Here is an 18328-nt window from a genome sequence, read left to right on the forward strand (position 1 = left end):
ATGAAGAGCTGTTCCTATAGGGACAGCTCTTTTGCTTTTGTTCTTTCTAACGACTGAACAAAAACTGCTTGAATGATACCACCAATTATTAATAAGAAGGCACAAATATAAAATAGCGTACTACCGTTTAATTTACTTAATAGCAATGCACCTACAAAAGGCCCGCAAGTTCTTGAAATATCCCAATGTATACCGTAAATAGAAAAATATAATCCGCGTCTATGACTTGGAGCGATTTGTGAAACGAATCGTAGTAAGTGATTCAAAGCTATACTTTGCCCAATTACTAAAAAGAGCAATGTGAAGAATAATGACCATATTGTTGTGGAATAGCCGTAGCCAATCGCAGCTAACGTATAGCAAGTATAGGAAATAACAATGATTTTAGGCATAGAAAATCGTTCAGACCATTTCACAAGGAAAATTTGGAGAATAACTTCCATGATTGCTTTGCAAGTTGAGATAAATACGAGTATGAATAAAAAATTTGGAAATACACTTTCGGCGAATATACGATAATTCGATTCGGTTTGAGCGTAGAAAAAACTAATAGGTAGTGTAGAAACCATAAGTCCAAACACAGCGTAATGTTTCGAAATAAATTGTTTTGGCGAATATACTTCTTTAGTTTTATTAACGTTTTTCATGAGTGGAGCTGTTTCAGGAAGCTGTGTCCAAACGAGAACAGCATATAGCGTAAGGGCTACACCTTGCAAAATAAATAAATATTCAGGGTGACTAGTATAGAAAAAAGCACCAATTAATGGTCCGATTACAGAGCCAATCGCTCCCGTAGTATGCAGAACAGCAAATATTTCTGCCTGTTGTTCTGCCCTTGTTAAGTCAGCGATTTGAGCGCGCTGTGCCGGAATATATAAAGAGCGGCCAATACCATTAACCACATACAATAAGGCGAAAAAGGCGACCGTTTCAGCAAAAACGAATCCGCTTACGGCAAAAGCTTGTAAAAGTAATCCGATTAACATGATTTTCTTTCGGCCGTATTTATCTGTTACACCTCCAGCGATTAATGTAAATACAATATCAGCGAGCGGCTGTAATCCGAAAAGAAGCATTGTAACTATGACATTCCCATTTAAAGCTTTATTAACATGAACAATAAAAATGATAGCTAACATCGCTTCAGTCGTTCGGACTAACAATTCACCGAACAACCGAATGAGGATGGGCTTATTATAACGTTTTAAAAGGTGATTCATTTCTAACTCCTCCTCTCTATATTGAAATGATAAGATGGAAGCTAGAAATGAAAAAGGGTAGAATGAAAGAGGAAGATTTTTCATCTTTTAGGGGGCGTTTTATGACTATTTTGGAGCAATATATGCACCTATGGCTCCAGTATGGAAAAGGGAGAGCAGAGGGCGAAAGATTAGAAATAACAATACAAAATATATCTGAAACTTTATTTTGTACAGAGCGAAATAGTAAATTAATCATAAAAAAATTAGAAGAATTAAATTGGATTATGTGGTTTCCAGGCCGAGGGAGAGGGAATCGTTCAAAGTTGTTATTTCAAAAACATCCACTTTCTTTAATTTTAGAAAGAGGAAAAGAAATAACGAAACAAGGGGACGTAAAAAGCGGGAGTGCATTTATTGAAAGGTATAGCTCATATTTCCCATCGCTTCAAACTCAATTTCAAACTTGGATAGATTCGATATTCGGTTATCAAGTCGAAAGGACGTCTCAAGGAAGAAAAGATGTGCTTCGTTTGCAAGTACAAATGAATCTAGATATTGCATTAGATCCTGTTTACGCTACGATGCGTTCAGAATGTCATATGGTAAAACATATATACGACACATTAGTGTATGTAGACGGAAATACAAACAGTGTAGAGCCAAGACTTGCGTTTTATTGGGAATATGATGACCAGAAATATATGTGGACCTTCTACTTACGAAAAGGTGTTCAATTCCATAATAGAAAAGAACTAACCGCTTATGATGTTGAACAGACATTTAAACGATTCTTGAAAGCGAAAAATAATCCGCATGCTTGGATGTTACAGCACGTTGAAAGTTTACATATTCTTGATGACTACATTGTGCAGATTCGCTTATCTACAGATAATAAGCTGTTTTTGCATGCTTTAAGTACAGAACAGTGTTCTATTGTAAATGAAGATGAAGACGGGAAGTTAATCGGTACTGGACCGTTTCGTTTATGTGAAAAGAATGAGGATGTATTCGTATTAGAAGCAAATGATTTATATTTTCGCGAACGACCTTTTCTCGACCGAATTGAATTATGGAATGTAGAGCACAGAGTTCAAACGTGCGATATATTAGCGAAAGCACGTTATAAAAATATAGAAAAGCAACATAAAGAAGTATCTAGACTTGAGTCGAATGTAACTTACATTACGTTAAATGCTGCAAAAGAAGGACCTATGCAAAATGTGATGTTTCGGAGAGCTTTATATAAAATTATTTATGGTAATAAAATTGTTGAAGAATTACAGGGAGAGCGCGGAGAAGTAGCGGCTGAATTAGTACTCACAAAGAACGGTACAATTCAAATTAACAGGGATATACATACACTTATTAAATGCAGCTCTTACCGTAATGAAACACTGCGACTATATACATTTACAGGGCAAGATCACGTTGAAGATGCGAATTGGATACAAAAAGAATGTGCAAAATACGGAATTAAAATTGATATTGAGTTTCTTGAACAAGAAGAGTTATTGCAAATTAGTACGATACAAAAGGCTGATATAATGCACGATAGTGCGACAATTAGCGAACGGATAGAAGATAGTTTACTATATATGTTTCTTACAAAAAACAGCTTTATTCATCAGCATAGCAATATAAACTTTAACGAAGTATTACAGCTTTATTTTACAGAAAATCAATTAGAGAAACGGGTGACACTGTTACGCGATATTGAGGACACACTGTTACGTGAAATACATATCATTCCTTTATATCGTAATAAACAGCGAGTAAGTTCACACGAAAAAATACAAAATATAATGATTAATTCACAAGGCTGGATTGATTATTATGATATATGGTTTAAAGCTTGATATATAAAGGTTCTTATGCATTTTAATGAAATGTGTAAGAACCTTTTTTTGTATAAAAGGGAGGTTTGTTTTACGCGTTGTTACGCTACTTATTATAAAAGTCCATTTACAGCGTAACAGTGTTATGTTACATTGTTATCAGGAAGGAGTGTTATACAGTTGAGTACAGATTTAATTTCAAAAAAAGATTTATTAGAACTAACTGGTATTTCATACGGACAGTTATATAGGTGGAAGAGAAAAAATTTAATACCGGAAGATTGGTTTGTACGGAAGTCAACGTTCACAGGCCAGGAAACATTTTTTCCGAAAGAAAAGATATTAGAACGTATTGATAAAATCCAAACGATGAAAGAGGATTTATCACTTGATGAATTAGCAAATATGTTTTCACCGAGCGTGACAGAAATTCTTTTAACAAAGGATGATTTGTTACGTAAGGGTATTGCATCAGAACCAGTCTTACAATTTTTTATAGAACAAACGAATAAAACGGCAGAGTTTCAATTTGCAGATATTCTTTACGTGTATATGTTAGAAGAACTTCTTCAATCAGGAGACGTTAGTTTAGAAGAGGGGAAAATGGTCTTACAAGTATTAAGTGAAAATTACGAAGCGATTAAGCATAAAAATTGTGACTTAGTTATCGTTCGGAAGTTAGGGATTTCTACATGTTTCTTAGTATCAAATGTGGACGATTTAATTTTTGAAAAGGGAACAAAAATTGTGTTACGTGAAGCAATTACGAAATATACCGAAGCATTAAAGACTAAACTGTTGTAGTGGAGGAGAAGTCATGCGTACAGAAAATTTAATTATAAACGGTTACGGTTCATCGAATGGTGGTGAGTTTCATAAAGTGCAGCTAAACGGAAAAGGCACGGTTAATGGAAACGTTGAATGTGAGCAATTTGAATGTAATGGTTACGGTGCAGTTACTGGGGATTTGAAAAGTAGTAATGCAAGAATTAGCGGATCGGGTAAAGTTGATGGTACAGTTATCACAGAAATGATGCGAATCGATGGGAAAGCGACAATTACACAAGATGTAAAGGCGAACAGTTTAAAAATTGCAGGAAAAGGTACGATAGGTGGAAATGTCACCGGTGAAGAATTTAAAATCAATGGTCAAGCGACGATTGATGGTAATTGTGAGGTTGATGTTTTTTCTTCTGAAGGACAATTTACAGTTGGTGGGTTATTAAGCGCAGATGAAATTAATATTAATATTCACGGTACATGTAGAGCGAAAGAAATTGGTGGACAAACGATTAAAGTAAGACATAGATTGAGTACTTTTAGTAAACTTTTTAAAACAGTATTTGGCCTGCAGTTAGAGGCTGAATTGTTAGAAGGTGACAATGTTGATATTGATTATGCTCACATTAAAACGGTAAGAGGAAACAATGTTACAGTAGGACCGAACTGTGAGATTGATCTTATTGAATATACAGGTGTACTTAATGTTGATAAAAACGCAAGTGTGAAAGAAATTAAGCAGGTTTAAAGGAAGGGAGCAATCGATATGGAAAATCAACATAGTCTTACTGTAAATGGATCAGGTAGCTCGGCAGGTGGAGATTATAATAAAGTGAAGATTCGCGGCGAAGGAACAATCTCTAATCATATGAGTTGTAATGATTTTAAAACGTATGGTACGAGTGAAGTACGTGGCAATATGAAAGCGAAAAATTATGTCGTGTATGGAGATAGTGAAGTACAAGGGAATATGGAGGCGGAATATGTAAAAATATACGGTAATGCCCAAGTACAAGGCGATGGACACATTCATAAAACAAAAGTTAGAGGTATGATAGAATTTAAAGGGAAGCTATCCGGTGATTTTGTAGATGTGAAAGGCGCTTTAAATGTGAAGGGAGATATAGAAGTAGAGGAATTATTACTAACTGGTGGTCTTGAAAGTGATGGTTTGCTTAATGCTGAAAATATTGAAATCTCACTTCGTTATGAAGGAAGTAAAGTGAGAGAAATCGGTGGGAAAAAGATTACAGTACGTAAAAAAGCGAGATTTATTCCTTTTACAAGTCATGCAGGAAGCCTTCAAACATCAATTATTGAGGGGGATGATATTTATTTAGAGTATACAATAGCAGACGTAGTAAGAGGAAATCATGTTATAATTGGCCCTGGTTGTGAAATTAATATTGTAGAATATCATACTAGTTTTAATCAGAAAGGTGATTCAGTCGTAAAAGAACATAAACAAATATAAGTAGTATGAGGGAGAGCAAGAAATATGGTTGAGAAGAATAATAAACTCGGCTTCGTTGTTGCCGGTTTATTGCTAGGGATTTTAATGGCATCAATGGATAATACCATTGTCGTTACAGCAATGGGAACGATTGTTGGTGACTTAGGAGGTCTTGAAAACTTTGTATGGGTTGTTTCTGCCTATATGGTCGCAGAAATGGCAGGTATGCCGATTTTCGGTAAGCTATCAGATATGTATGGTAGAAAGAGATTTTTTATTTTCGGTTTAATCGTCTTTATGATTGGTTCGGCACTTTGTGGGACTGCTGAAAATATTACACAGTTAGGTATTTATCGTGCCATTCAAGGTATTGGCGGCGGGGCACTAGTGCCGATCGCATTTACTATCGTTTTTGATATTTTCCCTCCAGAAAAGCGCGGGAAAATGGGTGGTTTATTCGGAGCAGTATTTGGTTTATCAAGTATTTTCGGGCCATTACTTGGCGCATATATTACGGATTACATTAGCTGGCACTGGGTGTTTTATATTAACTTACCACTTGGCATTTTAGCACTTATTTTTATTACATTATTTTATAAAGAGTCACGAGTTCATAGAGAACAAAAGATTGATTGGTTTGGCGCAATTACTTTAGTTGGTGCAGTAGTTTGTTTAATGTTCGCCTTAGAATTAGGTGGACAAAAGTATGACTGGGATTCTAGCTTTATTTTAAGTTTATTTGCTGGGTTCGCTATTTTAGTAATTGCTTTTATTGTTATTGAACGAAAAGTAGAAGAACCAATCATTTCATTTGAGATGTTTAAACAACGTCTATTCGGAATGAGTACAATTATTGCCTTATGTTACGGGGCGGCATTTATGTCAGCAACTGTGTACATTCCGTTATTTATTCAAGGTGTATACGGTGGTACGGCAACAAACTCAGGATTATTGTTATTACCAATGATGTTAGGATCAGTAGTTACAGCGCAATTAGGTGGATTTTTAACATCGAAACTTAGCTACCGAAACATTATGATTATTTCTGCTGTAATTATGCTAATCGGATTATTCTTATTAAGTACATTAACGCCAGAAACAAGTCGTATATTATTAACAATTTATATGACTATTATCGGTTTTGGAGTTGGTTTCTCATTCTCTGTACTAAGTATGGCTGCTATTCATAACTTCGGTATGGAGCAACGCGGTTCTGCGACTTCAACGAGTAACTTCATTCGTTCATTAGGTATGACACTTGGTATTACAATCTTCGGAATGATTCAAAGAACTGGTTTCCAGGATCAATTAGAAGAAGCGTTTAAAGGTATGAGCGGGGGAATGAATACAAACGCTTTAGGAGATTCAAGAGCTATTCTATCAGAATCGGCAAGATCTCAAATTCCGCCGCAAATATTAGATAAAATCATTGAAGCTCTCTCTAGTTCAATCGTTCAGACATTTATGTGGGCGTTAGTCCCAGCAAGTTTAGCGTTCATATTCATTTTCTTTATGGGAAATGAGCGCATGGTATATAAGAAAGAACAAAACAAGGTGAAAAGTGAAACATCAAAAACGTAAAGAAAAAACTCCTTTCAATTTTGAAAGGAGTTTTTTCTGATGTGCAAATTTAGATTAGCCTTCAATAATTTCGTATTCTTCGTCTGCTAATAATAAAACTTGTGTTTTCTTACCTTTGTTTTGAACTTCGATTACATCATATGTACCTAAGTCTCTTAGCTTGCTTTGAGAAGCGTTAACCATAACTTCCATCGAATCAATTAAGATATCTTCTTCAATGTATGATTCAGGCAATGCCATATCTTCAGTATCTAATACACATGTATATAGATTTTGTAAGTTTTCAGCAGTTGGGTTTTGTTCCTCAACATCAATAATGGTTTTTACTGCTTCCATATTTTCTTCTTTTACTTGATATACTTTAATTTTAGTCATTGTTTTAATCTCCTTTATTACGTAATCTTAGAGGCTGCAATTCATCCCGCAATAACGAGCAGTAGACTCCCGCCTCAAGGTGAAGAAGCAAATGATGAGGACGGCGGAAGATAACTGCCCGTAAGAGCCCGATTGGTGAGGGCTAACCATTAGTAGGAGATAAAGTTCCCCCCCTAATAGAAGTTTCACTTTATTATAACGCTTTTTTGTTGAAAGATGAAATTGTTATATGCATTTATAGTGAAAAATATATTTTATTACTTATTTGAGGAACGATTAGTTTTTTAATTTGACAGGCATATGTCTGTATACTTATCTAGACTAATATTAGAGTTATATTGTCCAAGCTTTTCTTACATACCTTTCATATTATATTTATTAGGTAAAACATATAGGAAAGGAATGGAGAATCAGTGGATTGTGAGCCGAAACGTGATTGTCAATGTTGTCAAAATAGTATATGTGAATTTTTGAAAAGCTTAGATCCTTATTCTAGGGTTGAGAGTATCGTAATAGACGGAAACGAAATAGTTGTATCCTATTTTATTTCATTTAATGAGATAAAAGGTATAGTGTCGTTTGCACAAGAAGACAGTGAGGTAATATTTGTAGATTGTTCAAGAATTGATGCGATTCGAATAGGGAAAGTTTGTAGTTGTAAAACGAAAGTTAAATTTATTGAAGAGGAATTCAGTTTACTTGGAAATGTTTGTCCACATTGTTTAACTGAGGGAAGTACACTATTCTTCGATTTTAATAATCCTGAATTAAGTTTATCTTTACAGGCAACAACGATTGATCCACCTAGATGTATTGAATTTGTAGATGAGCTTGGGAATGTAGTAAAGCAAATTACTATAGTAGGTGAAGCGATTGTTTCTAAAGATTTCGTTCCGGTACCTGAACTGTTAGATTTTCGATTAATCTTATCGGATATAACTGGAAATCCATTGAAATTTGGATTACTGTTTATTAACTTCCCTGATATTACGTTTATCATTCTTTTCGCATCAAATGGATACCTCAACATTTCAAACTGTTTAAAAATAGAGAGTGGAACTGGAAATGCCGAAATAGAAGAGATGAAAAAAGAGATTATTAACGACAATAGTATGATGTACAATTCAATTATTAAGTTAACTAGAATATATAAAAATGGTGAGACGGAATCTTACATTTCTAAGAAGGAGTTATAACGTATTTATCGTAATTAACCCTCGTACACTATAATGAGGGTTTTTACATAAAAATGATTAAATAAAACATTGTTACATTTGAATTTAGCCATTTATTGTGTGGAATCGGAAATTTTTTAGCTTCTCTTTAGATACACTAATGAAAGTAAAGGTATTTATTGTTTTCTATACTGTATAGGCCGTAGTAGCGGGAAATAGGCTGGTTTGTACTATCAATTGATACGTGTTATTCCTTAATGCGTCACTGCCATAAACATGCAAATTAGGTACCCTGCTTACGCAACAAAATATGAAAGAAGTCAATTGCAGGGGATATTTATTTAAGTGTAAATAAATATAGCGGTGGAGTAGGCGATTATACAATATTAGTAAAATAATTAAAAAAAGGGCTGCTACGACAGCCCTTTTTTTAATTATGTAAATACCTGCTGTAAGTTTTTTGGGGAGTGAATTTTATTAGGAATAATTAGTCATCATTGTTACCATATATCGCCATCAAGTTAACGAAAATACAATACCAATTCTGATTTTATATTAAGATTTTACTTGCTAAGCTCTCTTTGAGCCCCCATATAGCTTCCAATGATATTTTGATAACTTGGAAGATGCTTAGCAAGTAAAGCTCCGAAACCTTCAACATCATTTCGCCAGTCACGCTGTAATTCTGCTGCAACGCTAAACCAGTTCATTAGTTGCACCCCTCCATGAGCCATACGCATAAGAGCGGCATCAGCAACTTGTTTACTAAAAGTTCCAGATGCATCCGTTACAACAAATACCTCATACCCTGCATTTATAGCTGATAGAGCTGGGAACGCAACACAAACATCAGTAACGACACCTGCGATAATTAACTGTTTTTTACCCGTTGCTTCAATAGCTTTTACAAATTCATCATTGTCCCACGCGTTAATTTGTCCAGGACGCGCTATTTTAGGCGCATTTGGAAATAGTTCGATTAATTGCTGCATGAGTGGACCATTAGGACCGTCTTCGAAGCTAGTTGTTAAAATAACAGGTAAATCAAAAAACTTAGCGGTATTCGCAAGAGCTAAAACATTATTCTTGAATTCATCAACACCATAGTCACGCACTAGACTGGAAATAAGACCTGTTTGATGATCCACTAGAAGAACCGCGGCATCACTTTTTGAAAGACGAGAATACAAATCAGACATTTTATAATCCCCCTTAATAAGCTTATTTACAAATCAATCTTACAGTTATTTATCTTGATTTGGTATACATGCAAAAATTTATCAACAAATAGTTTTCATTAGAATATTGGGATGTATGTATTTTTATATTGAGGAATTACAAATTTTTCGTTTTGGGAAACAATGTATTAATTGAGTGGATAGCTATGTGGTATGGTCCTAATGCTATCTATTATTTGTGAATAATAATGTTTTTACCTGTAAATAGAAAATGAGATATGAGGACTAAAATGAATCTGAAAATAGCAATTCTTGATTGGTAAATCATTTCAATGAAATTAGATGTTATAATAAAATTGAATTTACGTATAATTTATAATTATTTGATATTTGAGAGTTGAGTTTCATAGACATTTACTTAGATAATAAATAAGTGTGTATAAGAATACTAATAAAAGTTAACTCATGAAAATGTTGAGTCTAGTTGATTTTAAAGAAAGCGGGAATGTAAATGATATATGAGGCAAATATGCATACAAGAAAAAAGCTAGTTTCTATGTTTGAGGATTTTAATAATGTTGTTCTTCTTTCTTATTTGCAAGGACATATGGGAACTGCTTGGGTGAACGATCTTGAAAATCCGACAGTAGTACAAATTACGGTAGGAATTTTTACATTTTACGCTGGGGATCCAAATGCGAAAGAGACAGAAGCGTTATTACGTAACATCCCTGAAAGAATTTTAGTAATCGTAAATAGTGATGAATGGAAAAAGCGTTTAGAAACATTCCACGAAATAAAAATAGATAAGTTTTTACGGTATAAATTCAAACGGAATCCAGAATTGTTTAATCATACAAAATTACAATCTTTTATATCGGCACTTCCAAAAGGATATGAATTAAGAAAGATAGATGAGCATATCGCGAATAACCCATCATTACACAAGGTTTCTGAAGATTTTATAAGCCAATTCCGTTCAATAGATGATTATGTAAATCGAGGTATAGGTTATTGTATTTTGTATAATGGAAAAGTCGTATGTGGTGCATCATCCTATAGTATTTATGATAATGGTATTGAAATTGAAGTTGCTACTGATCTTGATCATAGAAGAAAGGGATTGGCAACTGTAGTTTGTGCGGGCTTAATATTGGATTGTTTAGAAAAGGGGAAGTATCCAAACTGGGACGCAGCGAATAGTACTTCTGCTAAACTAGCAGAAAAGCTAGGATATGTTTTTGATAAGGCGTATGATACTTATTTTATAAATAATAGATGAATGAAAGAGAACGCTTACAAAGTATACAACGTCTTACGGCTAACTAACTCTATTAAATCAACGTTTATTAGTTGTATTTTCTATAATTACAAACATCAACTATCCGAAGATAATTTTACCGAGGCTAAAGGTATTGAACATGTTAATTAATTACATTTAGGAGGGGTGACGCTTAGATTGGTTTTCATTTTTTTCAACAATAGGGTGCTATCAATATTGATTTGCTGTTGTATGGATAGTATTAAATGAAAAAATCAAATTTATCTGTCTCAATAAATTTGATTTTGCTTCTATTACTATTGAATACAATTAATACATCAGTTCCTACTTCCACGATGAGGGTTCAGAAATTCTCTTTTTATATAGGTAGATAAACATAAAGGCTCAATATATTTAGTTGTATTTGTTTAACTAGAAAAAAATTTTTTATTTTTTTGTAAATGATAAAAGTGACTATGATACAAACCCACGCATTAATAGAAGAGATACATATACAGTATAGAGAGTTAAAAAAACTCTAAAATCTTGTATAAAGGAGATTATAAAATATGAGTGAACAATGCCCGATTAATGTACCATGTCAGGTAGAAGGACAAACTCAAACACCATTAAGTGATGCAGCTGCAACACCAATTCTTACTCCAGGAGCACCGATTGTAAAAATACCAGTTGTATTAGCAGAAAGAACAATTCAAATTGTTGTAGAATCTGATATTTCATTAGATCCTCCAGCAGTTGAAATTAAACGTATCTTAAAAAATGTATTTTTAACACAATGTAAATTAGTTCCTGTAGCATTTACTCCAGTACCAGGTACAAATTACCGCCGAGTTACAAGAGCAAAATTATTTGTACAAGGATATATTCGTAAAAATATTGAATATGCAAATGATGAGTGTAATGGAGTGCTATATGATCGTATTGCAAATGTTCCATTTTCTGGTTTTGCAGATTTAACAGCAGCAGATTTTCTATCACAAGCTATAGTAGCTTCTTCCTCAGATACTACATCTCACTTTATTAATCCTAAAAATGGTGATTTACCACGTTTAGACAAATACTTCTTCGAAAATACAGTTTTTTATAATGAACAACCATATTGTGAATTAGTAAGCGCTCAATTTTTCGAATTAGACTTTTCACCTTGTCCAACAGACCTAAACGAACCATTTGATACTCTTCGTGAAAAAATTGTACTAGATCTTACTTTAAAAGTTTTACAAGTACAACAAGTACAAGTATAAAACTAAAAAAGCATTGTCTTTAATAAAAAGACAATGTCTTTTTTATTATTATAAAACATATATAATGATGGAATGGTCGCGTACAAAAAGCATATTTTTATGAATTTCATCAGATGGGGGGATGGTGATGAATAAGCCATGGGTTGGTAAGGAAATATGGAACAAAGTTTACAAATGGAAAATGCTGAATGTTCAAGATGATTCGCGCGAAATAAGAGAAAAAAAGGAAAGCCTAGAAACTGAATCAGAGAAAGAAAGTATAGCAATTGAATTAGAGAAAGAAGATGTAGTAATTGAATTAGAGAAAGAAGAAGTAGTAATTGAATTAGAGAAAGAAAATGTAGTAATTGAATCAGAGAAAGAAAATGTAGCAATTGAATCAGAGAAAGAAAATGTAGCAATTGAATTAGAGAAAGAAAATGTAGCAATTGAATCAGAGAAAGAAAATGTAGCAATTGAATTAGAGAAAGAAGATGTAGTAATTGAATTAGAGAAAGAAAATGTAGTAATTGAATCAGAGAAAGAAAATGTAGCAATTGAATTAGAGAAAGAAGAAGTATCAATTGAATTAGAGAAAGAAGAAGTATCAATTGAATTAGAGAAAGAAGAAGTAGTAATTGAATTAGAGAAAGAAGAAGTAGTAATTGAATTAGAGAAAGAAGATGTAGTAATTGAATTAGAGAAAGAAGAAGTAGCAATTGAATTAGAGAAAGAAGAAGTAGTAATTGAATTAGAGAAAGAAGATGTAGTAATTGAATTAGAGAAAGAAGATGTAGCAATTGAATTAGAGAAAGAAGATGTAGCAATTGAATTAGAGAAAGAAGATGTAGTAATTGAATCAGAGAAAGAAGAAGTAGAAACTGAATTAGAAAAAGAAGATATAGCAAATGAATCAAAGAAAGAAAGTATAGATTCAGGATCAAAAGTAGAGACTTCAGTACGTTCAATAGTACTGAAAACTCCATTTTCTATTATTTCGGATGTGACTAGTTTTATAAAATTTCCTAATATTAATGTAAAAAAACAAGAAGCATTTGTATTTCGTAATGAAAAAGATGCTAGGGGTCGTGAACTGGATGCTAAGTTATTAACTACAGTGCAACACTATCATGGAGAAGTTAATTGTAATTTAGTTTCTTCAAACCTTCATGAAAAGAGAATGCTTTTAGAATTTTCTAATCAAAAAGTAAAAGGGAATATGGAAGAGAATTGGGTAGACACATCTTCATGGATTCCTATCCACGGTATAATATTAGAGAAGGAAGATGAAGCAGACGTAAATAATTATATAACTGGGAAACTACCAATAGAAATAGGGAGATATAAAGGTGAAATTAGTTTACAAGAAAAGGTGGTATTTAAAGAAAAAGTTATAGGAATAAAAGAGGTATCACAGGAAATTATTTTGACCAAAAAAGAATTCTTATTGCCAAAAATAATAAAGAAAGGACATAATCCATCTATAATTGAAAAAGGGAGCTTACTTGTAGAGGGCTATATATTTCAATGTATTGAATTTATTTCAGAACAAAGTACATCTCATGATAAGCTCTATCAGTTAGTGCAAAATATTGTATTGGAATTGACTATTCAATTATTACAAGAACAGGAAGTTCGTGTGCGGATTACATAAATAATCATATCTCCATCGATTAGCTAAAAATTTCTTCAGGAGTATGTAATAGAGAAACTTAAAAATAGTGCTAGCAAGTTTGCAAACGAGCTAGTAAATAAGAGTTGGGAAAAGATGTGAAATATAACTGATGGATCGATTGAAAATACTAGTTATTAAGATTGATGAAACGGATAAATCTTTGTTAAAACATGAGGTGTAATACAATGTGTATCTCCTCTAATTTCAGAAGATTCACAACTTAAATAGTAATACATGTTTATCATAAGTTTTTAAACACCAATTATATTTTTTTAGAATAATTGGATGGACAACCTCTTGCGTAGTATCGACTTCAGTAAAACGTATTTTTTATAAAAGTTTTTTAATTCCTCGAAAGGGAGACAAAATACATTTTGAATATGTAATTCCTTCGCTGTTTGTACTAAAAATAAAACGAGTTCTCCGGCTAATTGTAAGCCTCTAAATTTAGGAAGTATGAAAATACCACCCATTTCAATAGTATCTTTATCAATTTGAACTAAACGACATACACCTGCATACTCGCCGTTGTATGTAATAATCGCAACTTTATCCCGCTTTAAATCACTTGGTACAAATCCTATGGATTCGTATTGATTATTAATCCATTCTAAATCTTTAGAAGTAGCTAGTTGTATACTCATAAGTAACCCCCTTTGGAAAAGTATTGATATTCTCATTATATATAGCTCAATAACTAGTGAAAAGAGGATAAATCAAAATCATTTTTCTTAACAGTTCAAGTTTTGAGGAAGAGTGCATACAATATAAAGTACTTTCCCTTTCTTCATTCTTGTTTTACGTATATAATTTAAAAGTAATATTTTTATTTTATTTTCTTATATATTTATAACAGAATAGAGGTTTAAAAATGAGTGTTAAAATCATTACGGATAGTGCGGCGGATTTACCGGTAGAATTGCTGCAAGCATATGATATTGATTTAATTCCACTCCGTGTATATGATGAAGCAGAAACAGAGTATTTAGATGGGGTTACATTAAAATCAGTTACTTTATTGCAAAAAATGAGAGAAGGCGCAGTTTATAAAACGTCATTGCCTTCACTTGAAACATTCCAAGAAAAATTTGTTTCCTATGCAAAAGAAGGTAACCCTTGTATATATTTAGCTTTTTCATCTGAATTGTCTGGTACATATCAATCGTCAGTTCTCATTAAAAAAGAAGTGAAAGAAACATACACTGATTTAGATTTAGAAATTATCGATACAAAATGTGCCTCACTCGGTCAGGGTATTGTCGTATTAGAGGCTGCAAAAATGGCAAAAGAGGGCGCATCAAAAGAAGAAATATTAAACCGTGTCGCTTTTCTAATGGAGCATATGGAGCATATCTTCACTGTAGCTGACTTACAGTACCTTGTTAGAGGTGGACGTTTAAGTAAAGTAGCCGGTTTCATCGGTGGTTTGCTAAACATTAAGCCAATCTTAAATGTGGATGAAGGAAAACTTGTACCACTTGAAAAGGTACGAGGGAAAAAGAAAGTATTAAGCCGAATTGTTGATATTATGGAAGAGCGTGGGAAAGACCTTAAAGGTCAAACAATCGGTATGACTCACGGTGATGATTTAGAAACTGCCGAAGCATTAAAAGCATTAATTACTGAAAGATTCGGTTGTGAAGTATTTATCGTAAATACAATTGGAGCTGCAATCGGAGCGCATACAGGACCAGGTGCGTTAACATTATTTTTCTTAAATGAAGTAGAGTAAAGGATTGATCTTTTGATCAATCCTTTTTTCTTTAAATAAAATATAGAATTTACTATTTATTAGTGCTTTGTTTTATAGGTAAGAAGGTATAAAGGAAACAAGTGAAGGCTAGTATGAAACTAAATATTTCAGTATCATCAACTACTAAACCATTGTTCCACTGATAAAGGAAGGATGCTAGCAATAAAAGAGTAGCAGCGCCTCCAACATATCTTGCTATTTTTCGTGTTGAATCTTTTTTTGTTTTTACAATCATATTTGTCATCCTTTCATATTTACTAAATAATTCGACAAACTAATTTCTAGGATGTGATATTGATAATTCATCTATTGAGCTCATTTAATTTATTTTCATTTACAATAGATGTCTTCCATGTACTAGGTAAATGTAATTAACCATTCGATCTATTTTAAGAATGATAGTTTACATGTAGTTAAATCCTTTTCATTAAGTTTATCGTAATTCAAGTATATGGCGCCGTCTTTGTTAATAACAAGTAGTAAAATTGTATGAAAAAAATTGTCGAAAAAATCAAATTTTAACCATTAAATTTAACAAGCTATCTAGAAATAATCATAATATGGTGTAAAATTAAAAAGGTTGATACATTTTTTTACATTTGTGAAATTATACATTTTATTTAGTATGAAAGATTAAGAAATACATAATGACTTATTTAGTAAAAAGTATGAAATGGTTAAACAAGGAGAGTAGAAAGATGGAAATAGGGGAATGTATTCGTCAAGTTCGAATGCATAAAGGATTAACACAGGGAGAGCTCGTATCAGGAATATGTTCAATAACATATTTAAGTAGAATAGAAAGCGGAAAAATAAAACCGTCATCTTCTTTTATAAAAAAAGTTTCTAAGAAGTTAGATGTTAATAGCGATTATCTTATAGATGGCAATTACGAGGAGATAAAGCTTACTATTTTTGAAATATGTAATAAATATAAAAAAGATAAAAGTATAACTGAAGCTGATTTATCTTTGTTAGAATTATACGTTCGTGAAGTGGATTCAATCCCTTTATTATTAAAGGGATATGGTGTACTTATATACTATCATGCCCGACAAAAAAACTTGTTATATGTGAAGTCGCTTGTAGATCAAGCTTCGCAAATGATACCAAGTCAGGTCGAAATGCAAGATCCTGAAGATTATATTTATTATTTAAAATCTCGAGTTTATTATTTTTATAATAAACAAGACTACATTGCTGCGCATGATATTTATGTACAGGCTGAGAGTTTACTTGGTGTAGAAGAAACTGAACAACATGCTCATATATACTATAATTTATGTCTTGTATATAAGGAGCTTTATAAAGATAAAAGTATTAGTCGTTTGTATGCCCTAAAAGCTTACAACATATACAGCAAAAATGGTATGGAGAAGAATGTAATAAATACACTTGTAATGCTAGCAGTACTGTATATTTTGGATGAGTTATATGAAAAAGCGCTTGAAATCTTACAGCAAGTAGAAAATAGTGTGGATACCAATGGTGATTCAATGTATTTACCTATAATTTCTTATGATTACGGGAAAATTTATCAAGGCTTGAAAGACTATACGAATGCCATTAAATACTATGAAGAAACTTTGAAATTGAGTGAATTTTTATCGGAGAAACATCAAAAGGTATATGCATTACGAAACATGATAGAGGTGTACATAGAACTTAAAGATTGGAAAAATGTTAATAAAGTTATGAATGAAGCATTTCATTTTTTATCGGTTTATGATGTACCAATTGCACATGTCCAACTATATGGTTTGAAAGCTAAAATATTCAAAATACGTGGAGATTATTATGAATATGAGAAAAATATACAAAAAGCAATTGACGTGGGAGTAGAAAAAAAGCAACATCGCTTAGTTGCTGAATTATCCTATGAATTAGGTAACTTTTATAATGAGAATCGCTCTTATAAATTATCTGCGAAGTACTTTAAAATTTCAGCTGAAAATAAAATGGATTAAAACAGGGTTTCAGTAATATGTTTTCTCAGATTATTAATTAAAAGAGGTTCCCACGCATTAATGGTTCTGTATGGGAAGGAATCACAAAATACGAATTTCGTATATGAAGCAAAATAAAAAAGAAAAAGCCAATGTCCTTAACGTATGGAAATTCGCTTTTGTTTATCTGTATTATAGAAACTGGCCAACAGGAAAATCAAGATTGATAGTGGTATGGCACAACATTGATTTATGGAAGTTCGCTTTCTTTGAAAACAAACGCATTAAAACAACAACTTCTAAGGATTCACTAGATAAAGCATCTTCATCTTCTCTACCAATAAGCACTATATCCGGTAAAACAGGCCAGGAACCAGCGCGATTATAAAAGTGAGCTAAAGATGGTTTACATGTGAATATACCGAAATCTATATTGCTTTGTTTTTCAATCCATTCAGTAGCTGCAGCAACTGTTTGTAAACCTAAACCTTGCCCATGATAATCCGGATCAGTCGCTACACAACTAAGTCCGGCTATATTAAATATTTGCCCATTATGATGGATAGTTTTGCGCACTACACCTGCATAGCTGATTAACTTTCCATCTATGTAGGAATAAAATGAGCGTACATTAAATTCTTTAAGGTGAGTTTCTGAAATTGTTTCTTTAGGCGTGGAATCGAAATCTGGCCAAACCTGCTGTAGCATTACAGCAATTTCGCGTCGTAATGCATCAGATGCTTGATTATAGTCGGTTGATTGTACAATATGAGTTGTCATAAGTTATTCTCTCACTTTCTACTATGTTTAAATTCTATATATACTCAGTAAAAGCCAGCATCTTTAGATATCGTTAGGGTGGTATTTTTT

At 32.7% G+C, this 18328-nt stretch carries 16 protein-coding genes and 1 pseudogene; 11 read left to right on the forward strand and 6 right to left on the reverse strand.

Annotated features, from left to right (window positions below; genetic code table 11):
• Positions 1 to 14 precede the first annotated feature (14 nt).
• Positions 15 to 1220 carry an MDR family MFS transporter gene (locus MKX77_RS10165; RefSeq protein ID WP_341306521.1) on the reverse strand — a complete coding sequence of 402 codons (1206 nt, stop codon included), beginning with the start codon at positions 1218 to 1220 and terminating at the stop codon, positions 15 to 17.
• A gap of 62 nt (positions 1221 to 1282) precedes the next feature.
• Here MKX77_RS10165 and MKX77_RS10170 point away from each other — a divergent pair, with 62 nt between their 5' ends.
• The 5 genes from MKX77_RS10170 to MKX77_RS10190 all read left to right on the forward strand — a co-directional run bounded on the left by MKX77_RS10170 (position 1283) and on the right by MKX77_RS10190 (position 6851).
• Positions 1283 to 3058, forward strand: a complete 1776-nt coding sequence (locus tag MKX77_RS10170) for an SgrR family transcriptional regulator (protein WP_341307948.1) — start codon at positions 1283 to 1285, stop codon at positions 3056 to 3058.
• A gap of 159 nt (positions 3059 to 3217) precedes the next feature.
• On the forward strand, positions 3218 to 3841 hold the full coding sequence (locus tag MKX77_RS10175; RefSeq protein WP_215553375.1) for a YhbD family protein: 624 nt from the start codon (positions 3218 to 3220) through the stop codon (positions 3839 to 3841).
• Positions 3842 to 3854: 13 nt separating this feature from the next.
• Entirely contained in the window at positions 3855 to 4565 is a 711-nt protein-coding gene (locus tag MKX77_RS10180; protein WP_341306522.1) for a polymer-forming cytoskeletal protein, read from the forward strand.
• 18 nt (positions 4566 to 4583) lie between these two features.
• Positions 4584 to 5291, forward strand: coding sequence for a polymer-forming cytoskeletal protein (locus MKX77_RS10185; protein ID WP_341306523.1), 708 nt, complete (start codon positions 4584 to 4586; stop codon positions 5289 to 5291).
• A 24-nt stretch (positions 5292 to 5315) separates the two neighbouring features.
• Positions 5316 to 6851 carry an MDR family MFS transporter gene (locus MKX77_RS10190; RefSeq protein ID WP_341306524.1) on the forward strand — a complete coding sequence of 512 codons (1536 nt, stop codon included), beginning with the start codon at positions 5316 to 5318 and terminating at the stop codon, positions 6849 to 6851.
• A 54-nt stretch (positions 6852 to 6905) separates the two neighbouring features.
• Here MKX77_RS10190 and MKX77_RS10195 read toward each other — a convergent pair whose 3' ends face one another.
• Positions 6906 to 7226, reverse strand: coding sequence for a hypothetical protein (locus MKX77_RS10195; RefSeq protein ID WP_341306525.1), 321 nt, complete (start codon positions 7224 to 7226; stop codon positions 6906 to 6908).
• Positions 7227 to 7639: 413 nt separating this feature from the next.
• Between MKX77_RS10195 and MKX77_RS10200 the strand changes: the two genes are divergently transcribed.
• Positions 7640 to 8422, forward strand: a complete 783-nt coding sequence (locus MKX77_RS10200; protein ID WP_341306526.1) for a BC_2878 family exosporium-associated protein — start codon at positions 7640 to 7642, stop codon at positions 8420 to 8422.
• Positions 8423 to 8964: 542 nt separating this feature from the next.
• Here the strand turns inward: MKX77_RS10200 and ycaC are convergent.
• Positions 8965 to 9600: an isochorismate family cysteine hydrolase YcaC gene (gene ycaC / locus MKX77_RS10205; protein WP_002192841.1), complete on the reverse strand. Its 636-nt coding sequence runs from the start codon at positions 9598 to 9600 to the stop codon at positions 8965 to 8967.
• A gap of 490 nt (positions 9601 to 10090) precedes the next feature.
• Between ycaC and MKX77_RS10210 the strand changes: the two genes are divergently transcribed.
• The 3 genes from MKX77_RS10210 (at position 10091) to MKX77_RS10220 (ending at position 13738) form a co-directional block, all read left to right on the forward strand.
• Positions 10091 to 10861: a GNAT family N-acetyltransferase gene (locus MKX77_RS10210; protein ID WP_341306527.1), complete on the forward strand. Its 771-nt coding sequence runs from the start codon at positions 10091 to 10093 to the stop codon at positions 10859 to 10861.
• A gap of 548 nt (positions 10862 to 11409) precedes the next feature.
• Complete coding sequence (locus tag MKX77_RS10215; protein WP_341306528.1) at positions 11410 to 12105, forward strand: CsxC family protein; 696 nt, start codon at positions 11410 to 11412, stop codon at positions 12103 to 12105.
• 427 nt (positions 12106 to 12532) lie between these two features.
• Positions 12533 to 13738, forward strand: a complete 1206-nt coding sequence (locus tag MKX77_RS10220) for a BC_2427 family protein (protein ID WP_445819111.1) — start codon at positions 12533 to 12535, stop codon at positions 13736 to 13738.
• Between the two features lie 234 nt (positions 13739 to 13972).
• On the opposite strand, the pseudogene MKX77_RS10225 reads toward MKX77_RS10220, so the two are convergent.
• A pseudogene (locus MKX77_RS10225) lies at positions 13973 to 14403 on the reverse strand (GNAT family N-acetyltransferase).
• A gap of 227 nt (positions 14404 to 14630) precedes the next feature.
• Between MKX77_RS10225 and MKX77_RS10230 the strand changes: the two are divergent.
• Positions 14631 to 15491, forward strand: a complete 861-nt coding sequence (locus MKX77_RS10230) for a DegV family protein (protein WP_070146613.1) — start codon at positions 14631 to 14633, stop codon at positions 15489 to 15491.
• 52 nt (positions 15492 to 15543) lie between these two features.
• Here the strand turns inward: MKX77_RS10230 and MKX77_RS10235 are convergent, their stop codons facing one another.
• Positions 15544 to 15747 carry a hypothetical protein gene (locus MKX77_RS10235; RefSeq protein ID WP_002110388.1) on the reverse strand — a complete coding sequence of 68 codons (204 nt, stop codon included), beginning with the start codon at positions 15745 to 15747 and terminating at the stop codon, positions 15544 to 15546.
• A 463-nt stretch (positions 15748 to 16210) separates the two neighbouring features.
• On the opposite strand from MKX77_RS10235, the gene MKX77_RS10240 reads away from it, so the two are divergent.
• The gene (locus tag MKX77_RS10240) at positions 16211 to 17479 is read left to right on the forward strand and encodes a helix-turn-helix domain-containing protein (protein ID WP_341306529.1); all 1269 of its coding nucleotides are present in this window, start codon (positions 16211 to 16213) and stop codon (positions 17477 to 17479) included.
• Between the two features lie 171 nt (positions 17480 to 17650).
• Here MKX77_RS10240 and MKX77_RS10245 read toward each other — a convergent pair whose 3' ends face one another.
• Entirely contained in the window at positions 17651 to 18238 is a 588-nt protein-coding gene (locus tag MKX77_RS10245; RefSeq protein WP_341306530.1) for a GNAT family N-acetyltransferase, read from the reverse strand.
• Between the last annotated feature and the right edge of the window lie 90 nt (positions 18239 to 18328).

Origin of the sequence: Bacillus sp. FSL R9-9410, assembly GCF_038050385.1 — a bacterium.
Lineage (GTDB): Bacteria > Bacillota > Bacilli > Bacillales > Bacillaceae_G > Bacillus_A > Bacillus_A cereus_U.